Annotated in this window: 22 protein-coding genes; 6 read left to right on the forward strand and 16 right to left on the reverse strand. The window is 50.7% G+C overall.

Annotated elements, in window-relative coordinates:
* Positions 1 to 269 precede the first annotated feature (269 nt).
* The 3 genes from BCF53_RS02305 to BCF53_RS02315 form a co-directional block, all read right to left on the reverse strand.
* Entirely contained in the window at positions 270 to 593 is a 324-nt protein-coding gene (locus tag BCF53_RS02305; RefSeq protein WP_132699495.1) for a hypothetical protein, read from the reverse strand.
* A 255-nt stretch (positions 594 to 848) separates the two neighbouring features.
* Positions 849 to 1,799, reverse strand: coding sequence for a DUF5655 domain-containing protein (locus BCF53_RS02310; RefSeq protein ID WP_132699497.1), 951 nt, complete (start codon positions 1,797 to 1,799; stop codon positions 849 to 851).
* 274 nt (positions 1,800 to 2,073) lie between these two features.
* The gene (locus BCF53_RS02315) at positions 2,074 to 2,619 is read right to left on the reverse strand and encodes a restriction endonuclease (RefSeq protein WP_132699499.1); all 546 of its coding nucleotides are present in this window, start codon (positions 2,617 to 2,619) and stop codon (positions 2,074 to 2,076) included.
* A 1,258-nt stretch (positions 2,620 to 3,877) separates the two neighbouring features.
* On the opposite strand from BCF53_RS02315, the gene metN reads away from it, so the two are divergent.
* From metN to BCF53_RS02330, 3 genes are all read left to right on the forward strand, one after another.
* On the forward strand, positions 3,878 to 4,912 hold the full coding sequence (metN, locus tag BCF53_RS02320) for a methionine ABC transporter ATP-binding protein MetN (protein ID WP_132699501.1): 1,035 nt from the start codon (positions 3,878 to 3,880) through the stop codon (positions 4,910 to 4,912).
* Positions 4,902 to 5,588, forward strand: coding sequence for a methionine ABC transporter permease (locus BCF53_RS02325; RefSeq protein ID WP_132699503.1), 687 nt, complete (start codon positions 4,902 to 4,904; stop codon positions 5,586 to 5,588). Before metN ends, BCF53_RS02325 begins: the two co-directional genes overlap by 11 nt.
* Before the next feature lie 229 nt (positions 5,589 to 5,817).
* Positions 5,818 to 6,618 (forward strand): MetQ/NlpA family ABC transporter substrate-binding protein, encoded by an 801-nt coding sequence (locus BCF53_RS02330; protein WP_132699505.1) that lies wholly within the window; start codon positions 5,818 to 5,820, stop codon positions 6,616 to 6,618.
* 316 nt (positions 6,619 to 6,934) lie between these two features.
* On the opposite strand, the gene rlmB is transcribed toward BCF53_RS02330, so the two are convergent.
* The 12 genes from rlmB to tsaE all read right to left on the reverse strand — a co-directional run bounded on the left by rlmB (position 6,935) and on the right by tsaE (position 21,662).
* Positions 6,935 to 7,690: a 23S rRNA (guanosine(2251)-2'-O)-methyltransferase RlmB gene (gene rlmB / locus BCF53_RS02335; RefSeq protein ID WP_132699507.1), complete on the reverse strand. Its 756-nt coding sequence runs from the start codon at positions 7,688 to 7,690 to the stop codon at positions 6,935 to 6,937.
* Positions 7,691 to 7,807: 117 nt separating this feature from the next.
* Positions 7,808 to 10,186, reverse strand: coding sequence for a ribonuclease R (gene rnr / locus BCF53_RS02340; protein ID WP_243645752.1), 2,379 nt, complete (start codon positions 10,184 to 10,186; stop codon positions 7,808 to 7,810).
* 132 nt (positions 10,187 to 10,318) lie between these two features.
* Positions 10,319 to 11,611 (reverse strand): adenylosuccinate synthase, encoded by a 1,293-nt coding sequence (locus BCF53_RS02345; protein ID WP_132699511.1) that lies wholly within the window; start codon positions 11,609 to 11,611, stop codon positions 10,319 to 10,321.
* A 1-nt stretch (position 11,612) separates the two neighbouring features.
* Positions 11,613 to 12,809 carry an ATP phosphoribosyltransferase regulatory subunit gene (locus BCF53_RS02350; protein WP_132699513.1) on the reverse strand — a complete coding sequence of 399 codons (1,197 nt, stop codon included), beginning with the start codon at positions 12,807 to 12,809 and terminating at the stop codon, positions 11,613 to 11,615.
* 121 nt (positions 12,810 to 12,930) lie between these two features.
* Positions 12,931 to 13,866 (reverse strand): protease modulator HflC, encoded by a 936-nt coding sequence (gene hflC, locus BCF53_RS02355; RefSeq protein ID WP_132699515.1) that lies wholly within the window; start codon positions 13,864 to 13,866, stop codon positions 12,931 to 12,933.
* 13 nt (positions 13,867 to 13,879) lie between these two features.
* Positions 13,880 to 15,055 carry an FtsH protease activity modulator HflK gene (gene hflK / locus BCF53_RS02360; protein ID WP_132699517.1) on the reverse strand — a complete coding sequence of 392 codons (1,176 nt, stop codon included), beginning with the start codon at positions 15,053 to 15,055 and terminating at the stop codon, positions 13,880 to 13,882.
* A 45-nt stretch (positions 15,056 to 15,100) separates the two neighbouring features.
* Positions 15,101 to 16,414 (reverse strand): ribosome rescue GTPase HflX, encoded by a 1,314-nt coding sequence (gene hflX / locus BCF53_RS02365; RefSeq protein WP_132699519.1) that lies wholly within the window; start codon positions 16,412 to 16,414, stop codon positions 15,101 to 15,103.
* 68 nt (positions 16,415 to 16,482) lie between these two features.
* Entirely contained in the window at positions 16,483 to 16,728 is a 246-nt protein-coding gene (hfq, locus tag BCF53_RS02370) for an RNA chaperone Hfq (protein ID WP_132699521.1), read from the reverse strand.
* Between the two features lie 280 nt (positions 16,729 to 17,008).
* Positions 17,009 to 17,980, reverse strand: a complete 972-nt coding sequence (miaA, locus tag BCF53_RS02375; RefSeq protein WP_132699523.1) for a tRNA (adenosine(37)-N6)-dimethylallyltransferase MiaA — start codon at positions 17,978 to 17,980, stop codon at positions 17,009 to 17,011.
* Positions 17,980 to 19,821, reverse strand: a complete 1,842-nt coding sequence (mutL, locus tag BCF53_RS02380; protein WP_132699525.1) for a DNA mismatch repair endonuclease MutL — start codon at positions 19,819 to 19,821, stop codon at positions 17,980 to 17,982. The genes miaA and mutL overlap by 1 nt, the downstream gene beginning before the upstream one ends.
* Positions 19,822 to 19,842: 21 nt before the next feature.
* The gene (locus BCF53_RS02385; RefSeq protein WP_207902629.1) at positions 19,843 to 21,195 is read right to left on the reverse strand and encodes an N-acetylmuramoyl-L-alanine amidase; all 1,353 of its coding nucleotides are present in this window, start codon (positions 21,193 to 21,195) and stop codon (positions 19,843 to 19,845) included.
* Positions 21,195 to 21,662, reverse strand: a complete 468-nt coding sequence (gene tsaE, locus BCF53_RS02390) for a tRNA (adenosine(37)-N6)-threonylcarbamoyltransferase complex ATPase subunit type 1 TsaE (protein ID WP_243645753.1) — start codon at positions 21,660 to 21,662, stop codon at positions 21,195 to 21,197. Before tsaE ends, BCF53_RS02385 begins: the two co-directional genes overlap by 1 nt.
* 88 nt (positions 21,663 to 21,750) lie before the next feature.
* Between tsaE and queG the strand changes: the two genes are divergently transcribed.
* On the forward strand, positions 21,751 to 22,842 hold the full coding sequence (queG, locus tag BCF53_RS02395) for a tRNA epoxyqueuosine(34) reductase QueG (RefSeq protein WP_132699529.1): 1,092 nt from the start codon (positions 21,751 to 21,753) through the stop codon (positions 22,840 to 22,842).
* Positions 22,843 to 22,968: 126 nt separating this feature from the next.
* Positions 22,969 to 23,403 carry a peptidoglycan-binding domain-containing protein gene (locus tag BCF53_RS02400; protein WP_132699531.1) on the forward strand — a complete coding sequence of 145 codons (435 nt, stop codon included), beginning with the start codon at positions 22,969 to 22,971 and terminating at the stop codon, positions 23,401 to 23,403.
* Between the two features lie 58 nt (positions 23,404 to 23,461).
* Here the strand turns inward: BCF53_RS02400 and BCF53_RS02405 are convergent, their stop codons facing one another.
* On the reverse strand, positions 23,462 to 24,073 hold the full coding sequence (locus BCF53_RS02405) for a glutathione S-transferase family protein (protein WP_132699533.1): 612 nt from the start codon (positions 24,071 to 24,073) through the stop codon (positions 23,462 to 23,464).
* Between the two features lie 217 nt (positions 24,074 to 24,290).
* On the opposite strand from BCF53_RS02405, the gene BCF53_RS02410 reads away from it, so the two are divergent.
* The gene (locus BCF53_RS02410) at positions 24,291 to 25,628 is read left to right on the forward strand and encodes an IS4 family transposase (protein WP_424511401.1); all 1,338 of its coding nucleotides are present in this window, start codon (positions 24,291 to 24,293) and stop codon (positions 25,626 to 25,628) included.
* The last annotated feature ends 7 nt before the right edge of the window (positions 25,629 to 25,635 follow it).

Below are 25,635 nucleotides of genomic sequence, written 5' to 3' on the forward strand. Positions count from 1 at the left end.
GTCTAATTCACTTCTTGCCGGGAGCGAAAAAGACGGAGTATTGCAGGTCACCTCCATTTTTTGAATGTGTGTCGCACTTAGTTTATGAATTCGGCATTACTGCTATGAAATTATTCCGGACAGTAGTGCGCCTTCGCGGGTATGACCCCATGGCGCCCTTATAGGCTTAGCCCAAACTCACAATGGAACAGAATCGACCTACATGAGTTTGTCAGGTCAAGCCTCTGCCTGCTCTACAACCTATCATATCGAGTCTGTACTAGCACAAATTATTTATGCTTTGGCAACTCTATTACATTACTGGATTTATTACCCTGAGACTTAACAGGCTTAACCTTATTAAGCATGTGCGGAGATACGTTCCACCTTTGCCCGGATTCTGTAATGACGGTTACCGTCTTCTTATTGTACTTAACCAATGTACCTACCTGACGCCCTCTGCCAGGTGGGTCAAAGCTAACCTGCTCTCCTGGGCTGAACTGCATCATTTCATTGTGTGTATGCATAGATTCAAGAAATTTTAAGCGTTCTACAATGCGGTGGTTAAGCTCGACCAGCTCTTCTTCGGTTAGGTTATCTATTTCGATTTTCATGTTTTTACTCGGTTATTATTGAGACTCGGCGAGGCTGTATGAGGGCCTCATCCACTTTAAAATTGTTAAAATGGTTATTTTATTGGCCCGACATAGGCCGATGCTCTAAAAATAGCTCGATTTCTCAGATAAAAATAATTTAGGGTACTCTACTAACGGGTGATTTTCTAAAATTTCAACGCTGACATAAATGGCGCGAACGTGAGAGCGATAAGTGACGGTAGGTATCCAATTCAATAGCCTTGCTAGAAGTCATTAGCCACCAACCCTGTTATATGCCATTACTATAAAGTCTTTCACTGACTCAAACTCTGCTTCTGACGATACAGTAAACTCTACATCACCAGTACCGTAATGGCCTATTGATGTTACATCTCGATAATTTTTTGTGTCCTCTGGTATATCTGACGGTTTAAGCTTTAAGAACAGCTTGATATTCCTACCTTGAACTTCCATACAGGCGATGTTCTGCGAGATTTTGTAAGCAACATAGAATTTTTTGGGCACTTCTTCAATTGATTCATCTAAACCAATGATGAATTCTCGTATGGTTGCTGTTAATTCTTGGATTTCGTCGCTTTTCCCTTTAAGCCTTTCATTAAATGTATAGGTTGCCGTGGCGCGGGTGAGTGCTGCTTTTTTCCCGGCCTTAACCATAACAGGATTTTTATATCCATTATCCGTGGAAGCCGAAGGCGTTGTTACTGCCGATGACTTGGCAGTATGAAAAACCTCTTCAAGGTAAAGAGAGCTGTTTGAAAATAAACGATATTTCCATAGCTCAATATTCGCGCCCATTACCTGCACAGCATGCAGGTCATACTTCTTATAGTTTGGGGCGATGCAGATAACTCTAACATCAGACCAATCTACCTTTACACCATTCCCCAACGCCTTTTGTACTGCGATTTCAAAATCACCTTTGTGATCATGAATCCAATGCAAGTAGAAAAGGCTCTGATTAATAAGCTCGGAAGATTCGACTTTCTTATATTCGATTATTACCGGATTATCTTCTTCCGATAACGCAAGACTGTCTATTCTACCTGCATGCTGAGCGCCAGTCGAAAACTCACTCGCAATGAACCGGCAATTGAAAACCGTTTCTAGATTTTTCTCTATCAGGAGCTGCAAATCCTTCTCAAAAGAAAAGTTTTTTTGCTCGACGGAAGATAACTTATCCCCTGAAATATCGAAAATCGGCACTTGATGATTACTCCATTATTTCTTTGACTATTAACGAGGCTGTAGAACAACCTCGCCCATTTAAAAACCCCTAAATTTGACCATTTTAATGACCCCAAAATAGACCAATATCTTTAAAAATAGCTCGATTTCTTACATATAAATAATTTCAGAGCACTCTCCTAACGGGTAGTTTTCAGTAACCTGCGTTTTTCTACATCTTCAACGTCAAACCTGTGCGGTGCAAACGAAGCGCAGCGTAGTTTGCATCCGAACGAGCGCCTTGTTAGAGCTTTTATTGAGTGATTTCATTAATAGTATTTTCTCTGAAATCTATTGCACTCACTCCTACCTTCCCATCGTCCGTTTCTTGAAGTAACCACCCCATATAAGCAGGTAAGTCACGCCAGGCTGGTGGTTCAGGTGCTGCTTCTGTAGAGCGCGTTTCGTAACTTGCGTTTCCATCAGTGATTCTTACCAGAGCAATTCCATGCGCTTTAGCGTATTGAAGAGCCCCGGATTGAAATCCTGTAGTAGCGAACAGCATTCCTTTATGAGCACCTATTGATCGGACTTTGTCATGTAGTTCCTGCACTAGTGACCGTGGTATGGCGCTTTTATGTTTCTTACATTCAATAAGTACGACAAAGTCTCCACCGAGTGCCTCAAACTTTGCAACAACATCTATTTGGTATGTACTGTCGTAGGCTTCTAACTTTTGATTGTGTTTCACATCAATTGAAATTAAGTTCTTTCCCGCTTTCTCCACCCAATCTTTCACAAGATGCTCAAATTCAGTTGGTGAAATATCAAGATCTGTGTGTTTCCAAGGTGGCAGCATAATGTGATCTCTTAGATCTAACGTTCCTAAACTGCGGCAAAAAAGCGCGCAGCGATTTTTTGTCCTGGCCTGGTTTGCGCAGCAAACGCTTTCAGGCCAATGCAGCTTTGGCTTGTTATAGCCAGTACTCTATAGTGCCTATGAACACCAAGATACCACCCACGAGCCAAAGAAAATTATTGTATTTTAAAAGCTTCACACTTCGCTTATATAAGAATGCTAAATAACTAATTAGCGATGAAATGAAACAAAGTATGCCTAAGTTAACCAGAAGACTTGATAACCCTGTTACAAAAAACTGATCACCCTGCCGGTTAGCAAATGTTGCTTGACTATGAAGCATGTTATCGATTGTCAAAAAACCAAGAAGACCAACAACAAACAGAACAACTAACAGCCCTGCTCCATAGATAATAAATTTACTCAACTGAACCCCTTAGTGGCCTATAACAGTTTGTTTTACGACATCTGTCGCTTTTTCCAGCGTCGTAGTTTTCAAACCTAAAATGAACTCAAACGCCTCTACAGACCAGTCATATTGAGCAGCTTAGTATTTCCTGTCAACGCCGCGCTCCCATAAAAACCGACAGATGTGGCAATGCTCTGAGATACGCGACAACCATAATTTATTTAAAATCAAGCAGTTATGATGTATTGGCCGCTAGGAAGACGTGAGACGCTAGATGCTAGATGCTAGATGCTAGATGCTAGATGCTAGATGCTAGATGCTAAATTCTAGTAGCTAGGTACTAGTTTCTAGATGCTAACTTGAGCCGTATCAGCGCTACCAGCCGGGACTTTCTGCGCAGGTGCCGAGGGGTGTTTGAGGCCGCAGGCCGAGTTCCCGAACACCTAAGCAGGAAGTACCGGTTGGTGGCGAGTGGCGAGGGTTGTAAGACGTGAGACGTGAGATGTGAGATGTGAGATGTGAGATGTGAGATGTGAGATGCTAGATGCTAGATGCTAGATGCTAGTGGTCCGGCATCCCGGTGCTAGATGCTAGATGCTAGTTCAAGCAGTATAACTAACGATAGATAGGTCAACCGCAAAGGGGCATAAAGTGCTAAGGCAGAATATTTGAGGCACAACCGCAGTTCCCAAAACCGTTCATTGACTCAGCAAACCACACACTTTATGGTCGCGCTTCTCCTCACCATGACGATTGATACAAGGCTAACGCAAAGCACAGTATTATGCTGCCTGTAGCGGGCCAGAACCCTGCTATGCAATATTAAAGCAGGTGACTTTAGGGTTTTCGATGATAGAAATTAAAAATGTGAATAAGGTTTTTTATCAGGCCGGGCGTGAAATTAAAGCCCTGGATGATATTAACCTGAGTATTGCTGAAGGCAGTATCTACGGCGTGATCGGCTCATCAGGGGCAGGTAAAAGTACCTTGATTCGTTGTGTGAACCTATTAGAGCGCCCAACCAAAGGCCGTATCTTTGTTGATGGTATAGAGCTGAATTCCTTATCGGCCAACGAACTCACGCTCGCTCGCCGTAAAATCGGCATGATATTCCAGCACTTCAATCTGCTTTCGTCACGCACTGTATTCAATAATGTAGGCTTACCGCTTGAATTGGCGGGCGTTAGTAAGCAGGAAATTAAAGAAAAGGTTGAAAGCCTATTAGAACTGGTTGGTTTAAGTGATAAAAAAGACAGCTACCCAGCCAACTTAAGTGGCGGTCAAAAACAGCGCGTAGCCATTGCCCGCGCGTTGGCGTCCGACCCGAAGGTGCTGCTGTGCGACGAAGCCACCAGCGCACTGGACCCGGCAACCACCCACTCCATTCTGGAGCTATTGCGTAAAATTAACCGGGAATTCAACCTGACTATTTTGCTGATCACCCATGAGATGGCCGTGGTAAAAAGCATCTGCTCCGACGTTGCCATTATCGGCGGCGGAAAGTTAGTTGAACAAGGCCCTGTTGGGGATATCTTTGCCCACCCTAAAACAGAACTGGCCAGACAATTTATTCGCTCTACCTTAGACCTTTCCATTCCTGCCGACTATGCCGCTCGCCTGTCAGCCAGCCAGTCGCCAAACAGCTACCCGCTTGTCCGCCTGGAGTTTACCGGCGCTTCGGTCGATGCACCGATCATCAGCCATGTTGCCAGAGAACTTAACTTAGACATTAGTATTTTGAGCTCCAATATGGATTACGTTGGCGGCATAAAGTTTGGCCTGATGCTGGCAGAGTTTTTTGGATCGCCACAAGCCACAGAGCAGGCGATCGCTTTTTTGAAAGAAAATAAAATTGAAGTGGAGGTGTTGGGTTATGTCGCTTGAGATGTTTTCAACCTGGTGGACAACGAATGAGCGCCTGATCGACCTGCTTATTACCGCATCCGGGCAAACCCTAACCATGGTATTTTTGGCAGGCTTAATCGGCTTGATATTTGGCATCCCATTAGGGGTACTGCTTCATTTAACAAAAAAATCGGGGTTGCTGAGTAATAAAAACCTCAATAAGGCGCTGGGCGTTATGGTAAACATTGGCCGCTCCATTCCGTTTATCATCCTGCTGGTCGCCGTTATACCCTTTACCCGTTTTATAGTCGGTAGCTCTATCGGAACGGCAGCCGCCGTTGTACCGCTTTCCATTGCCGCAATCCCTTTTATTGCCCGGCTTATTGAAGGTGCCTTGTTGGAAGTGCCATCCGGATTAGTGGAGGCTGCTCAAGCAATGGGCGCAAAACCGTATCAGATAATCTTTAAAGTGCTGCTGCCCGAAGCCCTGCCCGGCATTATTCATGCAATCACGATCTTATTGGTGACGCTTATTGGTTACTCTGCCATGGCGGGTACCGTTGGCGGTGGCGGTTTGGGTGACGTTGGTATTCGCTACGGTTATCAGCGCTTCGATGCCGCAGTCATGATGATGACCATTGTCATCCTGGTTGTATTTGTTCAGATCATTCAATCTTTGGGAGATTATCTGGTCAAGCGCGTCGACCATCGCTGAGTTTAATGTTCGGGTTTTAAATCGACTGACTCTTCAGATAATGAGTGATGAATACCTTCAATCACTCATTATCTGCGTACTAAATATTTTATCTTCCAATACCCAGATGACTATAAGCATATAAGAATCGATTCTATTTGTTGAAACCAAATAGGTAGATGTTTTTTATCTTTATAGTATTGTTTCGACCGGCGATTTATAGCGCTGTGTACTCTTAAAGGAAATTGTGATGTTCAAGAAAAAAATTGTTAGATTCTTAACTGTGTTGCCGTTCGCACTGCTGTTGGCAGCTTGTGGTGATAAAGACAGCCAAGTTATAAAAGTAGGTGCCACCGTTGGGCCGCACGCAGAAGTGGTAGAAGCCGTTGCCGAAGAAGCGGCAAAGCAAGGTTTAGAAGTTGAAGTAGTAATCTTTTCAGATTACATCACACCCAATGCGGCGCTAGCCGATGGTAGTCTGGATCTTAACAGCTATCAGCATCAGCCATTTTTGGATAACTTTAATAACAACAGCGAGCAAAAACTCAGCTCTATTGGCCGCTCTATCCTAATGCGCATGGGTATTTATTCTTCCAAGTATCACTCTATTGAAGAGCTGCCAGAACAGTCACGCATTTCAATTCCGAACGATCCAACGAACGGCAGTCGCGCATTGATTCTGCTGGCCGATGCCAACCTCATTACCCTTAAGGCCGATGCGGATTCTAAAACGACCATTTACGACATCGTTGAGAATCCAAAGAAATTTGAATTTGTTGAAGTTGAAGCAGCTCAGTTGCCACGAACCTTAGATGACGTGGATGCCTCTGTTATCACCATGAACTACGTTATGTCTTCAGGCTTAAACCCTGCCGAGCAAGGCATCTATCTTGAATCTAAAGATGCCGAATTTGCCGTCATGCAAATCGCAAGTCGTGCGGAAGATAAAGATAACGAAACCTATAAAAAGTTTGTTGAAATCTTTCACTCTGAACCGGTTCGCCAGTTTATCGATACCACCTACAAAGGGACTATCGAAGCTGCTTTTTGATTGAGCTGTAAGGTGCTAGTAGCTAGATGCTAGTGGTCCGGCACCCCGGTGCTAGATGCTAGTAACTAGTTTCTAGTTCAAGCCGTATCAGCGCTACCAGCCGGGGCTTTCTGCGCAGGTGCCGAGGGGTGTTGAGGCCGCAGGCCGAGTTCCCGAAAACCTGAGCAGGAAGCTGTAGTAAGACGTGAGATGTGAGACGTGAGTGGTCCGGCATCCCGGTGCTAATAGCTAGCATCTAGCATCTAGCACCTAGCACCTAACATCTACTTTGCGGGCGAGACGCCCGCGGTCCAGAGGTGTTAGTCCCTGTAGGGTGTTACTGGCGTTGGCGGACAACTTCAAACAGGCAGACGCCGGCAGCAACCGAAACGTTCAGGCTGCTGACCTGACCGGCCATTGGGATGTTAATCAGCACATCACAGGTTTCGCGCGTTAACCGACGTAACCCCTTTCCTTCAGCCCCCATCACCAATGCAATCGGCCCGGTGAGCTTATTCTGATAAATAGGCGTTGAAGCCTCTCCTGCCGTCCCGTAAACCCAGATGCCACGTTCCTTTAAAGACTCCAGCGTACGCGTCAAATTCGTCACTGCAAAGAACGGCACTGTATCCGCCGCACCGCTGGCAATATTGACCGCTGTTGGCGTTAAGGTCGCAGATTTATCCTTCGGTACAATCAAGCCATGCGCACCGGCAGCATCGCAGCTGCGCAAGCAGGCACCGATGTTATGCGGGTCGGTCACGCCATCCAGAACCAGCAACAGCGGCGGCTCTTCCAGCTTATCGAGCATCGCTTCCAGATCGTTTTCCTTCAGCACCGGTGCCGCCATTGTTTGCAACAGTACACCCTGATGGCGGGCATCGTTCAACTGCTGCTTCTGAAGAATTCGCTCAAAGCTGTCGCGATCGACCAGGCGGAACTTCACACCCTGCTCTCGCACTAAATCGAGCAACTTATTCATTCGGTTATCCTGCCGACCCTTCAGCAGAATGACCTCACGGATTCGATCCGGGTTGGTTTCCAGCGCGCTGTGCGCAGCATGCAATCCAAAAACCCACATGGAATCGGACATTCTATTAACTCCTAAAACTTAAATTTATAACAGAATAGCCGCAGTCTTCGGTGGCAGCCTTGCGCAGTACTGATCGTACCCGCGAACTTAATGGCGGCTCACCGAAGTAACTTTAGATTAACGCTTGCGGCTTTTCTTCTTAGTACCGGAAGGCGCTTTGCTCTTTGATTTTTTAGCGGAGCTCTTACCCTTGTTTTTGGCTGAGCTTTTACTGTTGTTCCGGCCTTTGAAATTACCCTGACCACCCGAGCCACTGCCTTTTTGATCGGCCAGTTCAAAATCGATCTTGCGCTCATCCAGGCTCACGCGGGTAACACGCACGCTCAGCTTATCGCCCAGCTTATAGATTTTATGAGTCCGCTCACCCACCAGACGGTGACCGGCCTCCTGATACTGGTAATAATCTGACTGCAGGCTGGAAATGTGCACCAAGCCATCTACATAGACTTCATCGAGCTGAACAAACAGACCAAAGTTCGTCACCGAGGAAACCGTACCGGTGTACTCTTCGCCGATATGGCCGCGCATGTATTCACACTTCAACCAGGCAATAACATCCCAGGTGGCTTCATCGGCACGGCGCTCGGCCATTGAGCATTGCTCACCCAACTCGTACATCGCCTTCATATCGTACGGGTAGATATCGGCAGGCTGCATCAGGATGGTGTGCTTCATACGACGCACCATGGACGTTCGCTTCTTGCTGCGGATTACCGAGCGGATGGCCCGGTGTACCAGTAAATCCGGATAGCGGCGAATCGGCGAGGTAAAGTGTGCGTACTTATCGAACGCCAGACCGAAGTGACCAATGTTGTCCGGCTGATAAACTGCCTGCGCCATAGAGCGCAGCATAACCGTTTGCAGCAGTTCAAAGTCTTCACGGTGAACAATTTGCGCCAGCAACTTCTGGTAGTCTTTTGCCGTAGGCTTGAAGCCACCGGTCAACGCCAGGCCCTGCTCACCCATATAGGTACGCAGGTTCTCCAGTTTTTCAAAAGAGGGGGTATCGTGCACACGGTACAGACACGGGATTTCCAGTTTTTCCAGGAAGGTCGCGGCTGAAACGTTCGCCGCCAGCATGCATTCCTCGATTAAACGATGCGCCTCATTGCGCTCGGTTGGCACAATGCGATCAATCTTGCGGTCGTTATCGAACACGATGCGGGTTTCACGCGTTTCGTATTCAATAGCGCCACGCTCGGCACGGGCCACACGGAAACGCTGATACACCTCGTTCAGGGTATCGATGTTTTTCAGTACCTTAGCGCCAAAGCTCTTTTTGAAGTCATTGCGCTTACTGCTGTCTTCCAGCAGATCACCAACAATGGTGTAGGTTAGCCGTGCGTGCGAGTGGATAACGCCTTCCATGAACTTAAAGTTCAGCACCTCGCCCTGCTCTGAAACATCCATCTCACAGACCAGTGATAAACGGTCAGCATGCGGGTTCAGTGAGCACAGGCCGTTAGAGAGCACCTCTGGCAGCATGGGAATAACGCGCTCAGGGAAATATACCGAGGTGGCGCGATTGCGGGCCTCGTAATCGAGCGGGCTGTTCACCGGCACGTAATGAGAGACATCAGCAATGGCCACGAACAGTTTAATGTTGCCGTTCTTTAATGGCTTGGCAAACACGGCATCGTCGAAATCGCGCGCGTCTTCACCATCGATGGTCACAAAGGCTTCACCACGAAGATCAACGCGGTCGACCTTATCGTCTTCATTGACCTCTTCGCTCATGCCGACAATCTGTTCTTCAACTTCAAACGGCCATTCATGCGGAATTTCATAGCTGCGCAGTGCAATATCGATTTCCATGCCCGGCGCCATGTGCTCGCCCATCACCTTGATGACTTTGCCAATGGGCTGCTTGCGGAATTCCGGCTGTTCAATAATGCGTACGACAACAATGTCGCCATCGCTGGCCTGTTCAACATCGGCCGGCGGGACCAGAATATCGTGGGTAATGCGTTTGTTTTCCGGACGGACGACACCAAAGCCACCATCCCAGCGAAAGCGACCGACCAGTTCATCGGTATTGCGTTCCAGCACTTCTTTGATTGTCGCTTCAATTCGACCCCGATTATCACGGCTGCCTTTTCGCGCCAGCACCACATCACCATCGAAACAACAACGCATCTGCCGGTAGTTGAGCACGAAATCTTTGCCACCCTGTTCAGGGATCAGGAAACCATGACCATCAGCATGGCCCTGTACGCGGCCGCGCACCAGATCCAGCTTATCGATGACGCCATAGGTGCCGCGACGGGTACAGTGCAACTGGCCATCTCGCACCATGGCAATCAGCCGGCGGCGCAGGGCTTCAATGTTGTCGTCTGAAAACAGAGCCAGCTCTTTGCACAACTCAGGGTGAGAAGCAGGGCCTTTGCGCTGCTCTAGATGTTTAAGAATAAACTCCCGGCTGGGAATAGGGTTGTCATACTTCTCTGCCTCACGCAGCTGGTGAGGGTCCTTGAGTTCGTCGTTTTTGTTTTTCACGATATCCGTAGTTCGCTGGTTTAAATGTGATCGGAGTATAGCGTTTGCAGGCTGATAACAGTAGCGGAGAGTTATTAACGGGGCACTTGAGAGTGTAAAACCGGAAGGCGGCTGCCTTCCGGCTGGCTGAGATTACATTTCGAAGGAATGCTTCAGCACGATGGTTTCAACACGGTCAGGGCCGGTTGAAACGATATCAATACGGGCACCAATCGCCTTTTCAATGTAGGCAATGTAGTCACGCGCATTCTTTGGCAGATCGTCAATTGACTTGGCACCGAAGGTAGACTCGGTCCAGCCCGGCAGCTCTTCATAGACCGGAGTGGTCGTTTCGAAGGCTTCTGAAGATTCTGGCCATTCAACCTCGTTGCCGTCTGCGTCTTTATAGCCAACACAAACCTTCACGGTTTCCAGACCATCCAGAACGTCCAGCTTGGTCAGGCAGATGGCATTGATTGAGTTGATGCGGATGCTGTGCTTCACCAGCACGGCATCGAACCAACCACAGCGACGGGCACGGCCAGTCGTGGTGCCGAACTCATGGCCTTTCTCTGCCAGGTGCTTGCCATCGTCATCGAACAGCTCAGTTGGGAACGGGCCGGCACCCACACGGGTGGTGTAAGCCTTGGTAATACCCATGATCTGATCCAGATACAGCGGACCAACGCCAGAGCCGGTAGCAACACCGCCAGCGGTTGTGCTGGAGGAAGTTACATACGGGTAAGTACCGTGGTCGATATCCAGCAGTGAGCCCTGAGCGCCTTCAAACATGATATTGCCGGAGGCTTCACGGATGCTGTGCACCAGGCTGACCGCATTCACGGTGATATCGCGGATGCTCTCGGCTTCGGCAATCACCTGATCGATACATTCCTGAACATCAACAGGCTCGGCATTGTAATACTCTTTGAGCATGAAGTTATGGTATTCCAGAACATCGACCAGCTTCTCTTTGAAGCCTGGCTGGAAGACATCACCCAAGCGCACGCCGCGTCGGCTGACTTTATCTTCATAGGCAGGGCCAATACCGCGACCGGTGGTACCAATCTTGTTCTTACCGCGCTTGGCTTCACGAGCGTTATCCAGCGCAACGTGAATTGGCAGAATCAGCGGGCAGCCGTGCGAAACCGCCAGACGCTCGCGAACAGGAACACCCTTCTCTTCAAGCATGGCCATTTCTTTCAGCAGTGCAGTAATGGAAAGAACCACACCATTGCCGATGACGCATTTAACGCCATCACGCAGAATGCCCGATGGAATAAGATGCAAAGCCGTTTTAACGCCATCGATCACCAGAGTGTGACCCGCATTGTGACCACCCTGAAAACGCACGACGGCATCGGCATTTTCAGTCAGTAAATCAACGATCTTACCTTTACCTTCATCACCCCATTGGGTGCCCAGAACGACAACATTCTTGCCCATATTAATTTCGCCCATTGTTAACTAACGGTTGGATTTGCCACTGGTCATCTTCCATAACCAGCATACGGTCACATCCCAATTCTTCAATATGGGTCTGACCGGTAAATAACTGAATTACACGCTCACCCTGTGAACGCAGTTGCTGAATCTTCTGTTGCAGCGCAACGCTGTCTGAATCTGGGGCAAGTATGCCGCTGGATGCAGACCAATCGAGAGAAGTCAGGCAGGTAAGCACCTTAAGGTCACTGGAGAAACCAGTTGCCGGGCGCGAACGGCCAAATACTTCGCCGGTGTGATCGTAACGACCACCACGGGCGACAGGCTGACCAAAACCGGGAACAAATGCCGAGAACACCATGCCGGTGTGATAGTTGTAGTCGCGAAGTTCGGCCAGATCCAGGTGAACGTTTACGTTCGGGAAACGCTGAATGGTCGCTTCTGCAATCGCCTGCAGGTTCGCCAGTGCATTAAAGACTTCATCCGGAGCGCCTGCCAGGGCAGCCTTCCAATCTGAGATACTGGTGACAGAACCGGCCATTTCCGGCAGCTTGGCAAGAATACGCTGTTGCTTATCTGTCAGCTCTGAGCTGCTCAGCCATTGGGCAAGCTCCGGCAATGCACGGTGCCGCAGCAACGTATAAAGCTCAGCCTGCTGATCAGCGGTCAATGACATTTCAGCGATCAGTGCCTGATAAATACCCACATGACCGAGATCGACCGTCACATCCTTCAGGCCGGCAATTTCCAGCGAACGCAGCATCAGGGAAATAATTTCCAGGTCGCTCTGGTTACCGGAGGTGCCGTAGAGTTCTGCGCCAATCTGCAGAGGGTTTCGAGAACTGAGTAAATGAGTAGCTTTGGTATGAAGCACCTGACTGCAGTAGCAGTAGCGGGCAACCCCTTCTTTCGGGATTGAGTGAGCATCCATGCGTGCAACCTGCTGTGTGCGGTCTGCACTGACGCCCATCATACGACCATTCAGCTGATCGGTGATTTTGAAGGTCAGTAAATCCAGATCATGGCCTACGCCGGTGAGGAGTGATTCCAGATATTCTGCGGTTGGAGGTTGTAGCAGGTCGAATCCCCAAACCTGGTACTCATCTAGCAAAGCTCGTCGCAGAGCTTCGATTCTAGCGGCTTGCGGCGGCAATATTTCTTCTATGCCGTCCGGCAAAAGCCAGCGTGCAGCTATTGTCATGCGTAGTTAAATCCCATCATTTCACTAATTTAGGGCACAAAAAAACCGGGCATCGCCCGGTTGATGGATTATACACTTGCTAGCAAGCAGTACCCAAGCCTTTTTTGGAGGCTCTGGCCTTTTATTGCTTACCCGTCTGATCTTTCAGGAAACGGAAGAAATCGGAATCCGGTTCCAGCACCATCAGGTCACCGGAATCCCCAAAGGATGTGCGGTAAGCCTGCAGGCTTCGGTAGAAGGCATAGAAATCCGCATCTTTGCTATAAGCATCAGCGTAAATTTTTGCTGCTTCTGCATCACCTTCACCGCGAATCTTCTCAGCTTCACGATAGGCGTTTGCCAGTGTAATGGTACGTTCCTGATCCGCATTAGCGCTGATAATCTCAGCCTGTCGCTGACCTTCTGAGCGGAAGCTTCGTGCCAGCTGCTCACGTTCAGAGCGCATACGACGGAATACGTCGTCGGATACCTGCTCCGGCAGATCGATGGCTTTCACACGAATATCCAGAACCTCGATACCCAGCTCTTCATGAGCAACGCGATTCACTTTTATCAACACTTCTTCCATCAGTGCATCACGCTCACCATCATCTGCTGAGCCGATGATGTTGGTCGCCGGAAGCTTCTGGTCATTTTTCAGACCGGTAACCACTTCACGCAGAGATTTATCACCAAAGGCATCACGCAGTGCCGCGTTTACACGCGAACCCAGTACCTGATTGGCAGAGAAGAAATCACCACCACTGTTCGCGGTATAGAACTTCAGGGTATCGGCAATGCGCCATTGCACGTAGGAATCCACTTCCAGGCTCTTCTGCTCGCTGGTAATGAATCGCTCTGGCTGGCTATCCAGGGTAATGACACGGATATCGAACTTTTTGATATCGTGCACAACCGGAATTTTGAAGTGCAGACCAGGCTCAATATCCGTGGTCACCACCTCACCGAACTTCAGCTTAATGGCGCTTTCGGTTTCTTTTACCGTGTACAGACTGACATAACCCGCCACGATCAGCACCGCAAGTAATGCAATTAGAGCGCTACTTTTAAAATTCATCTTATCGCTCCTATTAATTATTACGACGTCGGCTCTGCTCAGTGATAATCCGATCGTATAGATCGCTGATTTCAGACTGAGTCAGAGAGTCAATGTTAGACAAGCCAGATACACCGCCTACCGTTGCCGGGGCACTTTTGCGAATCTGATCCAACGGCAAATACATCATGTTGTTGCCACTTTCGACATCCAACAATACCTTGGCGCTCTTGCTGTATACCTCTTCGATGGTAGACAGATACAGACGCTGACGGGTGATTTCTGGTGCCTTCTGATATTCGGTCAACAGCGAGGTGAAACGGTCAGCATCACCCGATGCTTTTGCGATTGACTCCTGGCGATAGGCTTCAGCCTCTGCCAGCTGACGCTGGGCCTGGCCTTGAGCAACTGGAACAATCTGGTTGGCATAGGCCTGGGCTTCGTTGATCAGGCGCTGCTGATCTTCGCGGGCCTTGATTACATCATCGAAGGCGTCCTGCACCGCAGCCGGTGCTGATGCGTTGTTCACTTTCAGTTCGGCCAGCTGAATACCGACACGGTAGCTGTCGAGATATTCCTGCAGGCGCTCTTTCACCAGAGACTGAACTTCATCACGGCCATTGGTAATTACGTATTCCAGACGCGCAGAGCCCACAACATGCCTTAAGGCCGATTCTGCCGCGTGCGACATGGTCGATTGAGGATCACGTACGTTGAGCGCATAAGATTTAGCATCGGCGGCACGGTATTCCACTGTCATGGAAACCTGCACGATGTTTTCATCTGCAGTCAGCATTGATGCGTTGAGACTGTGCTCGCGGATCTGGGTAACGTTTACCTTTTCCTCGATCACATCGACAAACGGAATTTTAAAATGCAGACCCGGTGGCTGAATGCTCTGGAAAGCACCCAGTCGCAGTACCACGGCCCGCTCAGATTCATCGACGGTATAAGCTGAGTTATACACCGTGTAGATCACACCAAGCACGACCAAAATAGCAAGGATGGACCCTATGCCACCGCCGCTGCCTTTTGGTGCGTCGTCGCTGTTGCGGTTTTTATTGCCACCGCCACCCAGCCACTTGTTCAGCTTCGTGTTGAGCTGCTTAAATAAATCGTCCAGATCCGGTGGTCCATCGTTCTTTTTACGATTCCGGTTACCCCAAGGATCTTGGTCATTACCCCCACCTGGTGGTTCATTCCACGCCATGGTCAACTCCATATTTTATTATCGTATTAATAACTGTCTGATCAGCTATCGCTCATAAGGTTCTTTGATTCGCGCTACACCGAACCGCTCTTCAGAAAGATTAAACCGCTTCAGCAGCTGCTTAAAATCCTTCTTCTGGATGCGTATATGAATTGATACGCTGCCATCGTCTTCATAGTTCTCTGAAACCAGAGCATTACGTTCAAAAAGTGCGGCACGCAAACCCAGCTCGTTTGGCTGCAGGGCAATTGATTTTTCAATAACCTCATCCCCCAGCAGCTCAGCGATAGCTGAGTTAATCAGGCTGGTCCCTTCTCCGCTATGGGCAGATACCCATACACGCACCGGAACACCCTCATCATTTCGCTCAATCGCCGGTTGAAAATCATCTAATAAATCTATTTTATTAAAGACTTCAAGTCGAGGAATGTCATTACTTCCGATCTCATCAAGTACATTTTCAACCTGAGTAATATTATTGAGGCGATTTTCGTCAGCACAATCCACCACATGCAATAAAAGGTCAGCTTCAGCCGTTTCCTGCAGTGTAGCCTTAAACGCCTCGACCAATTTATGAGGCAGGTGACGAATAAAGCCCACGGTATCGGCCAGCACAATCGACCCCATATCGGGGATCTCCAGACGCCGGAGCGTTGGATCCAGTGTGGCAAACAGCTGGTCGGCCGCATAAACCGTAGCATCGGTCAGGCGATTGAACAGCGTTGACTTACCGGCATTGGTATAGCCCACCAGTGAAACCGTTGGTGTATCTGAGCGCGAGCGGGCACGCCGCGACTGATTACGCTGGGTTTCAACCTTTTTCAGCTTCTTGTTAATCGTACTGATGCGAATTCGCAGCAGGCGACGGTCGGTTTCGAGCTGGGTTTCACCCGGGCCACGCAGACCAATCCCCCCCTTCTGGCGCTCCAGGTGGCTCCAGCCACGCACCAGACGGGTACTCTGATATTGTAGCTGTGCCAGCTCAACCTGCAGCTTACCTTCATGGGTTCGCGCCCGTTGCGCAAAGATATCGAGAATCAGGCCGGTTCGGTCCAGCACCCGGCACTCGATCTCTGCCTCAACATTACGCTCCTGCGAAGGGCTTAATGCATGGTTAAACAACACCACATCGGCTTCATAGTCCTGCACGGCCTGGCGGATTTCCTCCAGCTTACCGGTACCGACAAAAAACTTGGGGTGGGGTGTTGTGCGCACGGCACGAATGTAAGTAGCCGGATCAGCACCTGCTGAAACAACTAACTCTTCAAATTCAATTGGGTCTTCACGATGGTCGGATTCGGGGAAATCTACATGGACCAATATAGCCCGATTGCCGGCTTCGGCACGTTCAAAAAACAATTAGAAAACTCCGATGCCCGGCACTGCCGGGCGATGGGGCAACAACAACAAACTGCTTCTGCGAACAGTTACTCAATGGTTACGGATTCTTCGCCGTCCATTGAAATCTTAACGTTGCGGGCAGGAACAACAGTAGAAATGGCATGTTTATAGACCATTTGGCTAACAGTATTCTTCAATAAGATCACGAATTGATCGAAGCTTTCGATCTGACCCTGTAATTTAATTCCGTTCACCAGAAAGATAGAAACTGGAATTCGCTCTTTTCGTAGCGCGTTTAAGAAAGGGTCTTGTAAAGACTGGCCCTTTGACATGATCGTCTCCTTTTTCCTCAAGGATTGTAATAGTAATCGGCTGACACTCTATAGTGATAAACCCGCTTTCGCCACTGGTTCACAAGCTCATCAAGGTTCCAAATGCTCCGGCGCACCCCACTGATGACTACATTTACACTACATCGGGTCGCTGAAAATACCGGAATCGCCGCATTCATAAATTCAACAACGGGATTCTAGATGATTTTAATCCAGATGTATCGGCCAACAATCATAATTTAACTATCCAATATGAAAAATTGCTGATCGTTTGGCTCATTTATATGCCTGAATCAGCCAAAATTTTTGCACACCACTGCTCTGTGGAACGTGCTTCGATGTCGATTTCCTGCAACTCCGGCCAGCCACGCAGCCAGGTCAACTGCCTTTTAGCCAGTTGCCGGGTAGCGATAATGCCGCGCTCAACCATTTCATCAAAGTTGTATTCGCCCAGAAAGTACTGCCACATCTGGCGATAGCCAACGCTGCGGATGGAGGGCAAATCCAGATGCAGGTCACCGCGCTCGAACAGCAGCCTGGCTTCCTGCTCGAAGCCCATATCAATCATCTGATGATAGCGCCGGGCAATGCGTTCATGCAGCACCTTTCGGTCATTCGGTATCACCGCATACTGCTGTAGCCGGTATGGAAAAGCCTCGATGGCCGCTGCCGAAAGCTTACCCTTGCCATCACTGCTGCCTTCGGCCCAGAAGCTGGAGATAGGCTTGCCGGACACCCGGTAGACCTCCAGCGCACGCTGCACCCGCTGCGGATTTTGCAATTCAATTCTGCCGTGTGCGACCGGGTCGACCCGCTGCAGCTCATCCACCAGCGCCTGCAGGCCTTCGCTGGCCAGCTTGTGCTGAATTGCTGCCCGCACCCCCTCGTTGGAGGGCGGCATTTCTGCCAACGGCTCGACCAACGTTTTAAAATACAGCATGGTGCCACCGGTCAGCAGCGGCACCTTGCCGCGCGCGGTGATTTGCGCCATCAGCTCAAGCGCATCGTTGCGGAACTGCACCGCCGAATAGCTTTCAGACGGATCACAGATATCGATCAGATGATGCGGTGCTCTGGCCAGCTCCTCTGCGGTCGGTGTCGCCGTGCCGATATCCATGCCTTTATAGATCTGCGCCGAATCGACCGAAATAATCTCGCACTGGCCCTGCTCTACCAGAGACATCGCCAGATTGGTTTTACCGGCCGCGGTCGGGCCCATCAAAAACAGCGCTAAGGGTTTTTCCTGCATCATTAACGGCCCCGCAGGAAGAGCTTATCGAGCTCTTTCATGGTCAATTGCGTCCAGGTTGGGCGCCCGTGGTTGCACTGGCCGCTGCGTTCGGTGCGCTCCATATCGCGCAACAGTGCGTTCATTTCCGGGATTGTCAGGCTGCGGTTGGCCCGCACGGAGCCGTGACAGGCCATTGTTGAGAGAATTTCATTGCGGTGCGCCAGAATAGCATCCGAGGTTTCATGCTCAATAAAGTCGGCCAATACCGACTGGACCAGCGCTGAGGCATTCGACTGATGCAAAAATACCGGCACCTGACGGATGGTTAAGGATTCCGGCCCGGTTCGGTCTACTTCAAAGCCAAAGCCCTGCAACAGAGAGGAAAAACTTTCTGCTGCATCCGCTTCCTTTTCGCTGAGCGACAATGTCAGCGGCACCAGCAGAGGCTGGGCCTGAATGGACTGGTTATCGTACTGTTGCTTCATGCGCTCATAGGTAATTCGCTCGTGAGCGGCGTGCATATCGACAACAATCAGGCCCTGTTCCGACTGTGACAAAATATAGATGCCATGCAACTGCGCCACAGCAAAACCCAGGGGTGGTACATCACTGCTTTGCGTCTCTGGCAGCGGAGCAGAGGCTTGCGCCGTTGCCGTCGATGGCTGAATCACCTGTTCATAGAAGGCCACCTGCTCCGCGACCGGCAGCGGTTCACGCGGAGCACTGGCATAGCTGCTGGCTGCCGGTTGCATGTGCAGCGCCTGCTGACCGGCAAACTCACCGGCTTCTATGCCGGTCGCCTGGGGCACCTGCGGACGACTAATCTGCTCGGCAACCGGCGTGTTGGCATCCGGACGGTACTCGGCCAGTGCCCGATGCAACTGGGAGAACAGAAAATCGTGCACCAAACGCTGATCGCGGAAGCGAACCTCATGCTTGGTCGGGTGTACGTTGACATCGACCCCGGTGTTATCGAGCTCCAGATAGAGCACAAAACACGGCTGCCGGCCATGATAGAGCACATCCCGATAAGCCTGCTTGACCGCATGAGCGATGACCTTATCGCGCACCACCCGGCCGTTTACAAAGAAGTACTGCATATCGGCGGTTGACCGCGAAAAGGTCGGCAAGCCCACCCAACCGGTCATTTTCAGGCCTGCTCGCTCGGTTTCGATAACCAGCGCATTCGACATGAAATCCGGGCTGAGCAGCTGGGCGATACGGCGCTGCTGCTCGGCCATCGTTGTTGCCGGGCGATGGGCATGAATGGTGCGGCCATTATGGGTCAGCGAAAAGCCAACATCGAAGCGTGACAACGCCTGGCGCTTTACTACCTCTTCCAGGTGATTGAATTCGGTTTTTTCGGTGCGCAGAAACTTACGCCGCGCCGGTGTATTGAAGAACAGATCGCGAACTTCAACGGTGGTGCCATCGATGTGGGCAGCCGGGGTTAGATCGACCGCCATGTCGCGGCCCTGCGCATTCACCTGCCAGGCGGTATCCTGATCAGCCGGCTTTGACGTCAGCGTCAATCGGGAGACCGACGCTACCGAGGCCAGCGCCTCACCGCGAAAGCCGAGAGAGGTCAGCGCCTCCAGTTCATCCAGCGAATAAACCTTGGAAGTGGCATGGCGAGCCAGCGCCAATGGCAGGTCGTCCTTGCCAATGCCCCGACCATTGTCGCGCACCCGGATCAGCTTGGTACCGCCCTGTTCGATATCGATATCAATACGGGTTGCCCCTGCATCGAGGCAGTTTTCCACCAGCTCTTTGACAACCGAAGCCGGCCGCTCAACCACTTCACCCGCCGCGATCTGGTTGGCCAGACGCGGCGATAAAACTTCAATCTTTCTTACTGTCATTAAAAAACCTGATTCACCCGATTACGCTCCGGGGATGAGCAAGACCTGGCCAATTCGAATAGAAGTGCCAGAGAGATTATTCACTGCAATGATACGGTTCACCGAGACGCCATTGCGCGCAGCAATACCGGAAAGCGTGTCACCCTTAGCCACAGTGTATTTTTTAGTGGTGTTTTTCTGCTGCTGCGCCCAGGCAATGTAGCTGCCATCCGGCGGGGTTTGTTCAAAGTATTTCACCACACCGTTTTTAATCGCCGTTGCCATCTTTTTGCGGTAAGCGGCAGAGCCCAGGTTCGCCTCTTCGCGCGGATTGCTGATAAAGCCAGATTCAACCAGAATCGACGGCACATCCGGCGCACGCAGCACCACGAAGTTAGCATGCCCAACTGAGCGGCGGTCGCCATGCAGCTTGGTAAAGCGGCCAATTTCTGCCAACACCAGAGCACCCACTTCAACCGAGCGTTGCAGCGTAGAGGTCATGGAAAGATCCACCAGCACCGACTTCAGGGTGTCGTCTTTGTCTTCAAGTGATACGCCATTAATACCGCCGATCACATCAGAGGCATTCTCTTTATCGGCCAGGTACTTGGCCATCGCGCTGACCGAGCCACCGTTGGAGAGTGCAAACACCGAAGCCCCCTGTGCACTTGGCAGGCGGTAGGCATCGGCGTGGATTGAGATAAACAGATCCGCATTATTCTGCCGGGCAAAGTCACTGCGCTTTTTCAGCGCGACAATGTAGTCACCGGTGCGGGTCATAATCGGCTTATAGCCGGGCAAGGCATCGAGCTGATCGTAGAGTTCTTTGGCCATCGCCAGTACGACGTTTTTCTCGCGCAGCTTTTTAGGGCCAATGGCACCCGGGTCTTCTCCGCCGTGTCCGGCATCGATGACGACGATTACATCCCGTTTCAGACTATTCACTGCCTCCAGTGTTTTGGAAACACTCTGTCTAACCTGCGGGCTTGAATCCAAACCAAGATCGGCCAGAGTACTGCGCTCCAGATCGAGCACCAGTCGGTCACCGTATTGATCGTTCGGCTTCAGTGCAAAGCTGCGGGGGGTCATCTCGCTGGACATATCCAGAACAATGCGCAGGTCATTCTGGTTGCGCACGGCACTGCGAATTCGGCTGATGCCGGTATTGGCTAAGTCGAGGTCAGAGAAATCGGTTTTCAGTTGCGCGCCTTTAACGTCCAGCACAACACGAAATGGGTTCTTTAATACCAGCACCGTGTGTTCAGCCGGCTGATCCAGATCGAACACCAGACGGGTATTATCCGGTGCCGGCCAAACCCGAACACCATTTACAATCGCAGCATGACTCGAAACGGATAAGACAAGCAACAGCAGCCAGGTAACACCAAACTTCACTATTCAGTCTCCAAATCGTTTTCTTTTAATTTTTGTATTTGCGCCTCACCCTTAGGGGTACCGGCAACCAATTCCAGAGCACGCGCCTGTTCCGCATCGCTGAAATGAACCTCGATATCAGCAGCCGGCAAAACACCGGCACCGCGCTCAGGCCACTCAATCAACCAGATGGCCTTGTCAGCATCAAAATCACGCACCCCGAGAAATTCGAGTTCCTCCGGGTCTGCCAGACGGTACAGATCAAAGTGCAATGCTTCGACCGGACCCACCTCATATTGTTCCACCAGCGTGTAGGTCGGGCTTTTCACCCGCCCACTCCAGCCTAGGCCCTGAACCATACAACGCGAGAGCGTGGTTTTACCCATACCCAGAGTACCCTGCAGGTAAATAACACTGCCGGCTTTGCAGGCATTAGCAAGTTTAGCGCCGAACGCCGGCATTTGATCTTCAGTTAAACAGACTTTCACAATAAATCTTCATACAAACTCAAAGTAAAACGGCCAAAAGTGTATCATTAGTGCCAACCGATGTGACTGACCCTTTTTGAAAATTCCTATGCAATCGCCAGACAACCTCATAACAACAGCTGAATCTTTAACACTGGCTGAACAAATCAGAGACATCGGTAAAAAGCTGGGCTTTCAGGCGGTGCATTTCAGCACACCCGATACCTCCGGTCACGCCGAGCAATACAACGCTTGGGTGGATGCGGGCTATAACGGTGACATGGCATGGATGGCGCGTAACTGCGACAAGCGCTTTGACGGCAGCGAATTGCAGCCGGGTACGAAAACCGTGATCTCCGTACGCATGAACTACCAGCCCGACGGTGCCGCCCCCGAGAGCGTTTTGGGCGACCCCGGCAAAGCCTACATAGCCCGCTATGCTTTGGGGCGCGACTATCACAAGGTGCTGCGCAAGCGGTTGATGCACTTTGCCAAAGCGATTGAAGAAATTGCCGGTAAACACGGCTATCGGCCATTCGTCGACAGTGCGCCCGTTATGGAGCGGCAGATTGCCGAGCAATCCGGCATGGGCTGGATTGGCAAAAACACCCTGCTGCTGGCCCCCGGCAGTGGCAGCTGGTTCTTTTTGGGTGAACTCTTTACCGATCTGGAACTGCCTTTTGATGCACCCTTTCCGAAAAGCCACTGCGGCAGCTGCCAGCAGTGCCTGATCGATTGCCCGACGGACGCCTTTTTGGGCCCCAACAAACTGGATGCCCGCAAATGCATCAGTTACCTGACCATCGAGTATGCCGGATCGATCCCCGTTGAGTTGCGTGAAAAGATGGGCAACCGAATATACGGCTGTGACGATTGCCAGCTGGTGTGCCCGCACAACCGCAAGGCCAATGACACCGAAGAAGCGGATTTTCAGCCCCGGCATAACCTTGATGACGCCAGCCTGCTGAGCCTGTTCGCATGGAGCGAGCAGCAATTCCTGAACAATACCGAAGGCAGCCCCATTCGCCGCATCGGCTATGAACAGTGGACCCGCAACCTGGCCGTTGCGCTGGGCAATGGCCCCTGTAGCGAGCAGGCCACCGACCAGTTAAAGCAGAAACTCGGCCAGGTTTCTGCCCTGGTCGATGAGCACATCGAGTGGGCGCTCAGCCGCTTACAGCAGCAGGCCGGTGACCGCTAACCCCTGCGAAGCCGGCTGATGTGTGGCCTTCGGCATCAAATCTGAATTTAGTATGAAAACGACTGAACGGTGTTGCACTGCTCGCGGTCACTATTTATTCTGCCGGTTCACTAAAAGGAGTTAGCTATGTCTATTGGAAAAACTGCGGGCCAACTGCTACCCGCCCTATGTCTGGTGGCTTTCACAGCCTCTTGTGCTCAAAACCCTCAACCGGAGCAAGTCGCACAGCCGGATTGCAGTATCGAAATCGAATCTGAATACTGCAAAGCCATGAAGACCGACGCTGCAGAGCCGATGATCGATAAAGCAGAAGAGCTAGCTGAGGAAGCCAGCTATGAGCTAAAGAAAAACTACACCAACGTCAAAGACCTGCAGCAAGCACTGACCCGACATTGCAGCGGCCTTGATAAATCCTTCATTGACGGACAACCCGGCCCGCATACCCAGAATATGCTGATCCGATTTCAGCAAGCCTATGGCTTAACGGCAGATGGCATAGTCGGTGCCGAGACCACCGAGGCTCTCAACGGTCTGGTCAGCGGTAAATGCGAGGCTATTTAACAGGCCTCTTACTACGGCTGGTCTGGGATCAGGCCAGCCATCGTCCCGCCCCCAAGCCCTAACCTACCCGAAAGGTTTCAGCCTTTACCGCTGCCGGGCGCTGAGCCAGGCGCATCGCATAGCTTTTCAATGCCGGCCAGTCTTCTAGCAGCCCGTGCGCCTGACAATACATCAGCGAACAGGTGGCCTGTATATCAACAATCGAAAACTGGTCGCCCAAGATGAATGCCTTACCCGCCAATTGCTTATCCAGTGCGGATAAATAACGGACAACGTCGCGTTCAGAACGGTGAATACAAACCGCCTTTTCTTCCGGGTCGGTAACATCGGGGCGAACAAACTCAAAGCAGACTGGATCAAAACTGGCGGTCAGCAAGAACAACCAGTTCAGCGCGTGTGCCCGTTGCGGGGAATCCGGGCCGGGAAACAAATCATGCTCTGGGTGCAGCTCAGCCAGGCGCAGCAAAATGGCACCGGTCTCAAACAAAACTTCATCGTCGGTATCCAAAGCCGGTATCTTGCCCACCGGGCTTTTGGCAAGGTAGTCAGCGGAAAAGTTACCCTCGGGGCCATAGGCAATACTTTCCGTGTTGTAGGGCAGCCCCATTTCCATAAGTAACCAGGCGATGCGACCGGAACGGTCATAATTAACAAAGCGATAGAGTTTCATTTGGCGTGTCCCTGTTTGGTTTGAACGAATCAGCTCGCTCAGACTGCTCGCTGCCCGCGCCGGACAACAGTGGACTTTAGTGTTAGCCCGGCTGCAAACGTAAGCCGGCCCTGTAACGAAAAAAGCCCGGCGGACCGTAATGCTGTTCACTTAAGCATTTGAGTCAACGGCGGGTTTGCTAGAAAATCCAATGTCAGTGATGTCATTGGATTTTTTTATGCCCTTTCAACAGTCTTTGCTCGACCTGAACGATCTGTTCAACTTTGCCGATTTCAGCACATTTACTCATAACATTCCGATTGAGTGGGTTGAGACTGCACTTCAATTATCCAGCCAAGCAACCATTTGGCGTCGACGCTTGCCAGCCGATCAAGTCCTTTGGCTCGTGCTCGGCATGGCTATGTTCCGCGATGAACCCGTTCATGAAGTCGCTCGTCGACTCAATATTTGTGCGCAAGGATTGGCCTCTAATGATCTATTAGCACGCAGTGGCATTACCGAAGCCCGTAAACGCCTTGGCTCCGAACCGGTTGAGTGGTTGTTTCGCCAAACCGCACACACCTGGGGACATGAGCGCTATACAGACGATGATTGGCAAGGGCTTCAGGTGTTTGCGGTTGATGGCGCGTTACTGCGTACGCCCGACACACCTGAACTGCGTGATCATTTTGGCTCTGGCAACACCTCAACCAAACGGCAAACGCCGTTTCCGATGATGCGTTTAGTGGCCTTGATGAACGTCCGTTCGCATGTGGTGGTTGATGCTCAATTAAGCCCGTATCGACGCAGTGAGATGCGTCTGGCGGATTCCTTTTTAGCACAGATTCCAGACCACTCAATCACCTTGTTTGATAAAGGTTTCTGGAGTGCGCACCTCATGCTGAGTGTTTCTCAGCAAGGTACGGAGCGCCACTGGCTAACTCTGGCCCGCAAAAATGCGGTCAGCGAAGAAATTGAGCAATACAGCCCAACGGATCGCCTGGTGCGCATGAAGGTGTCGGCTCATGCGCGCAAACTCAACCCTAACCTACCTGAGACTTGGGAGGTGCGGGAAGTCACGTACACGGAGAAAGGCAAACAGAAAGTGGTGTTCACGTCCTTACCCGTATCGGCTTATTCAGAAACATCTATTGCCAAGCTGTATCAAGAGCGCTGGGAGATAGAACTGGGCTTTAGAGACATCAAGAGCTCGATGCAGAAGAATGCGGTGACGTTGCGCAGCAAAAAGGTGGAGCTAATTTATCAAGAAGTCTGGGGGCTACTATTGGCGTACAACGTCATTCGACGCGAGGCCAGCCAAGCCGCAGAAGCGTTTGAGCGAAGCCCATCCAGTATACGGTTTAAGCCGGTGTGCGACTACATTGCGGTGCAACTGGTGGTGATGGCGGCCGCGAATCCAATCTCGGGAACGGGGCGGCGATTGAAGGAGCTTAGGTCAGGCATAGGTAGTTTGTTCTTGGAGGCAAAAACGAAAACGAGGCCATCAAGGCCTCGTAGAGTGAAGATTTCTAAAACCCGATATCCGGTGGATTACAATGCTGCTCCGCTTAAGTGAACAGCAT

It is taken from the genome of Reinekea marinisedimentorum (genome assembly GCF_004341165.1).
GTDB lineage: Bacteria > Pseudomonadota > Gammaproteobacteria > Pseudomonadales > Natronospirillaceae > Reinekea > Reinekea marinisedimentorum.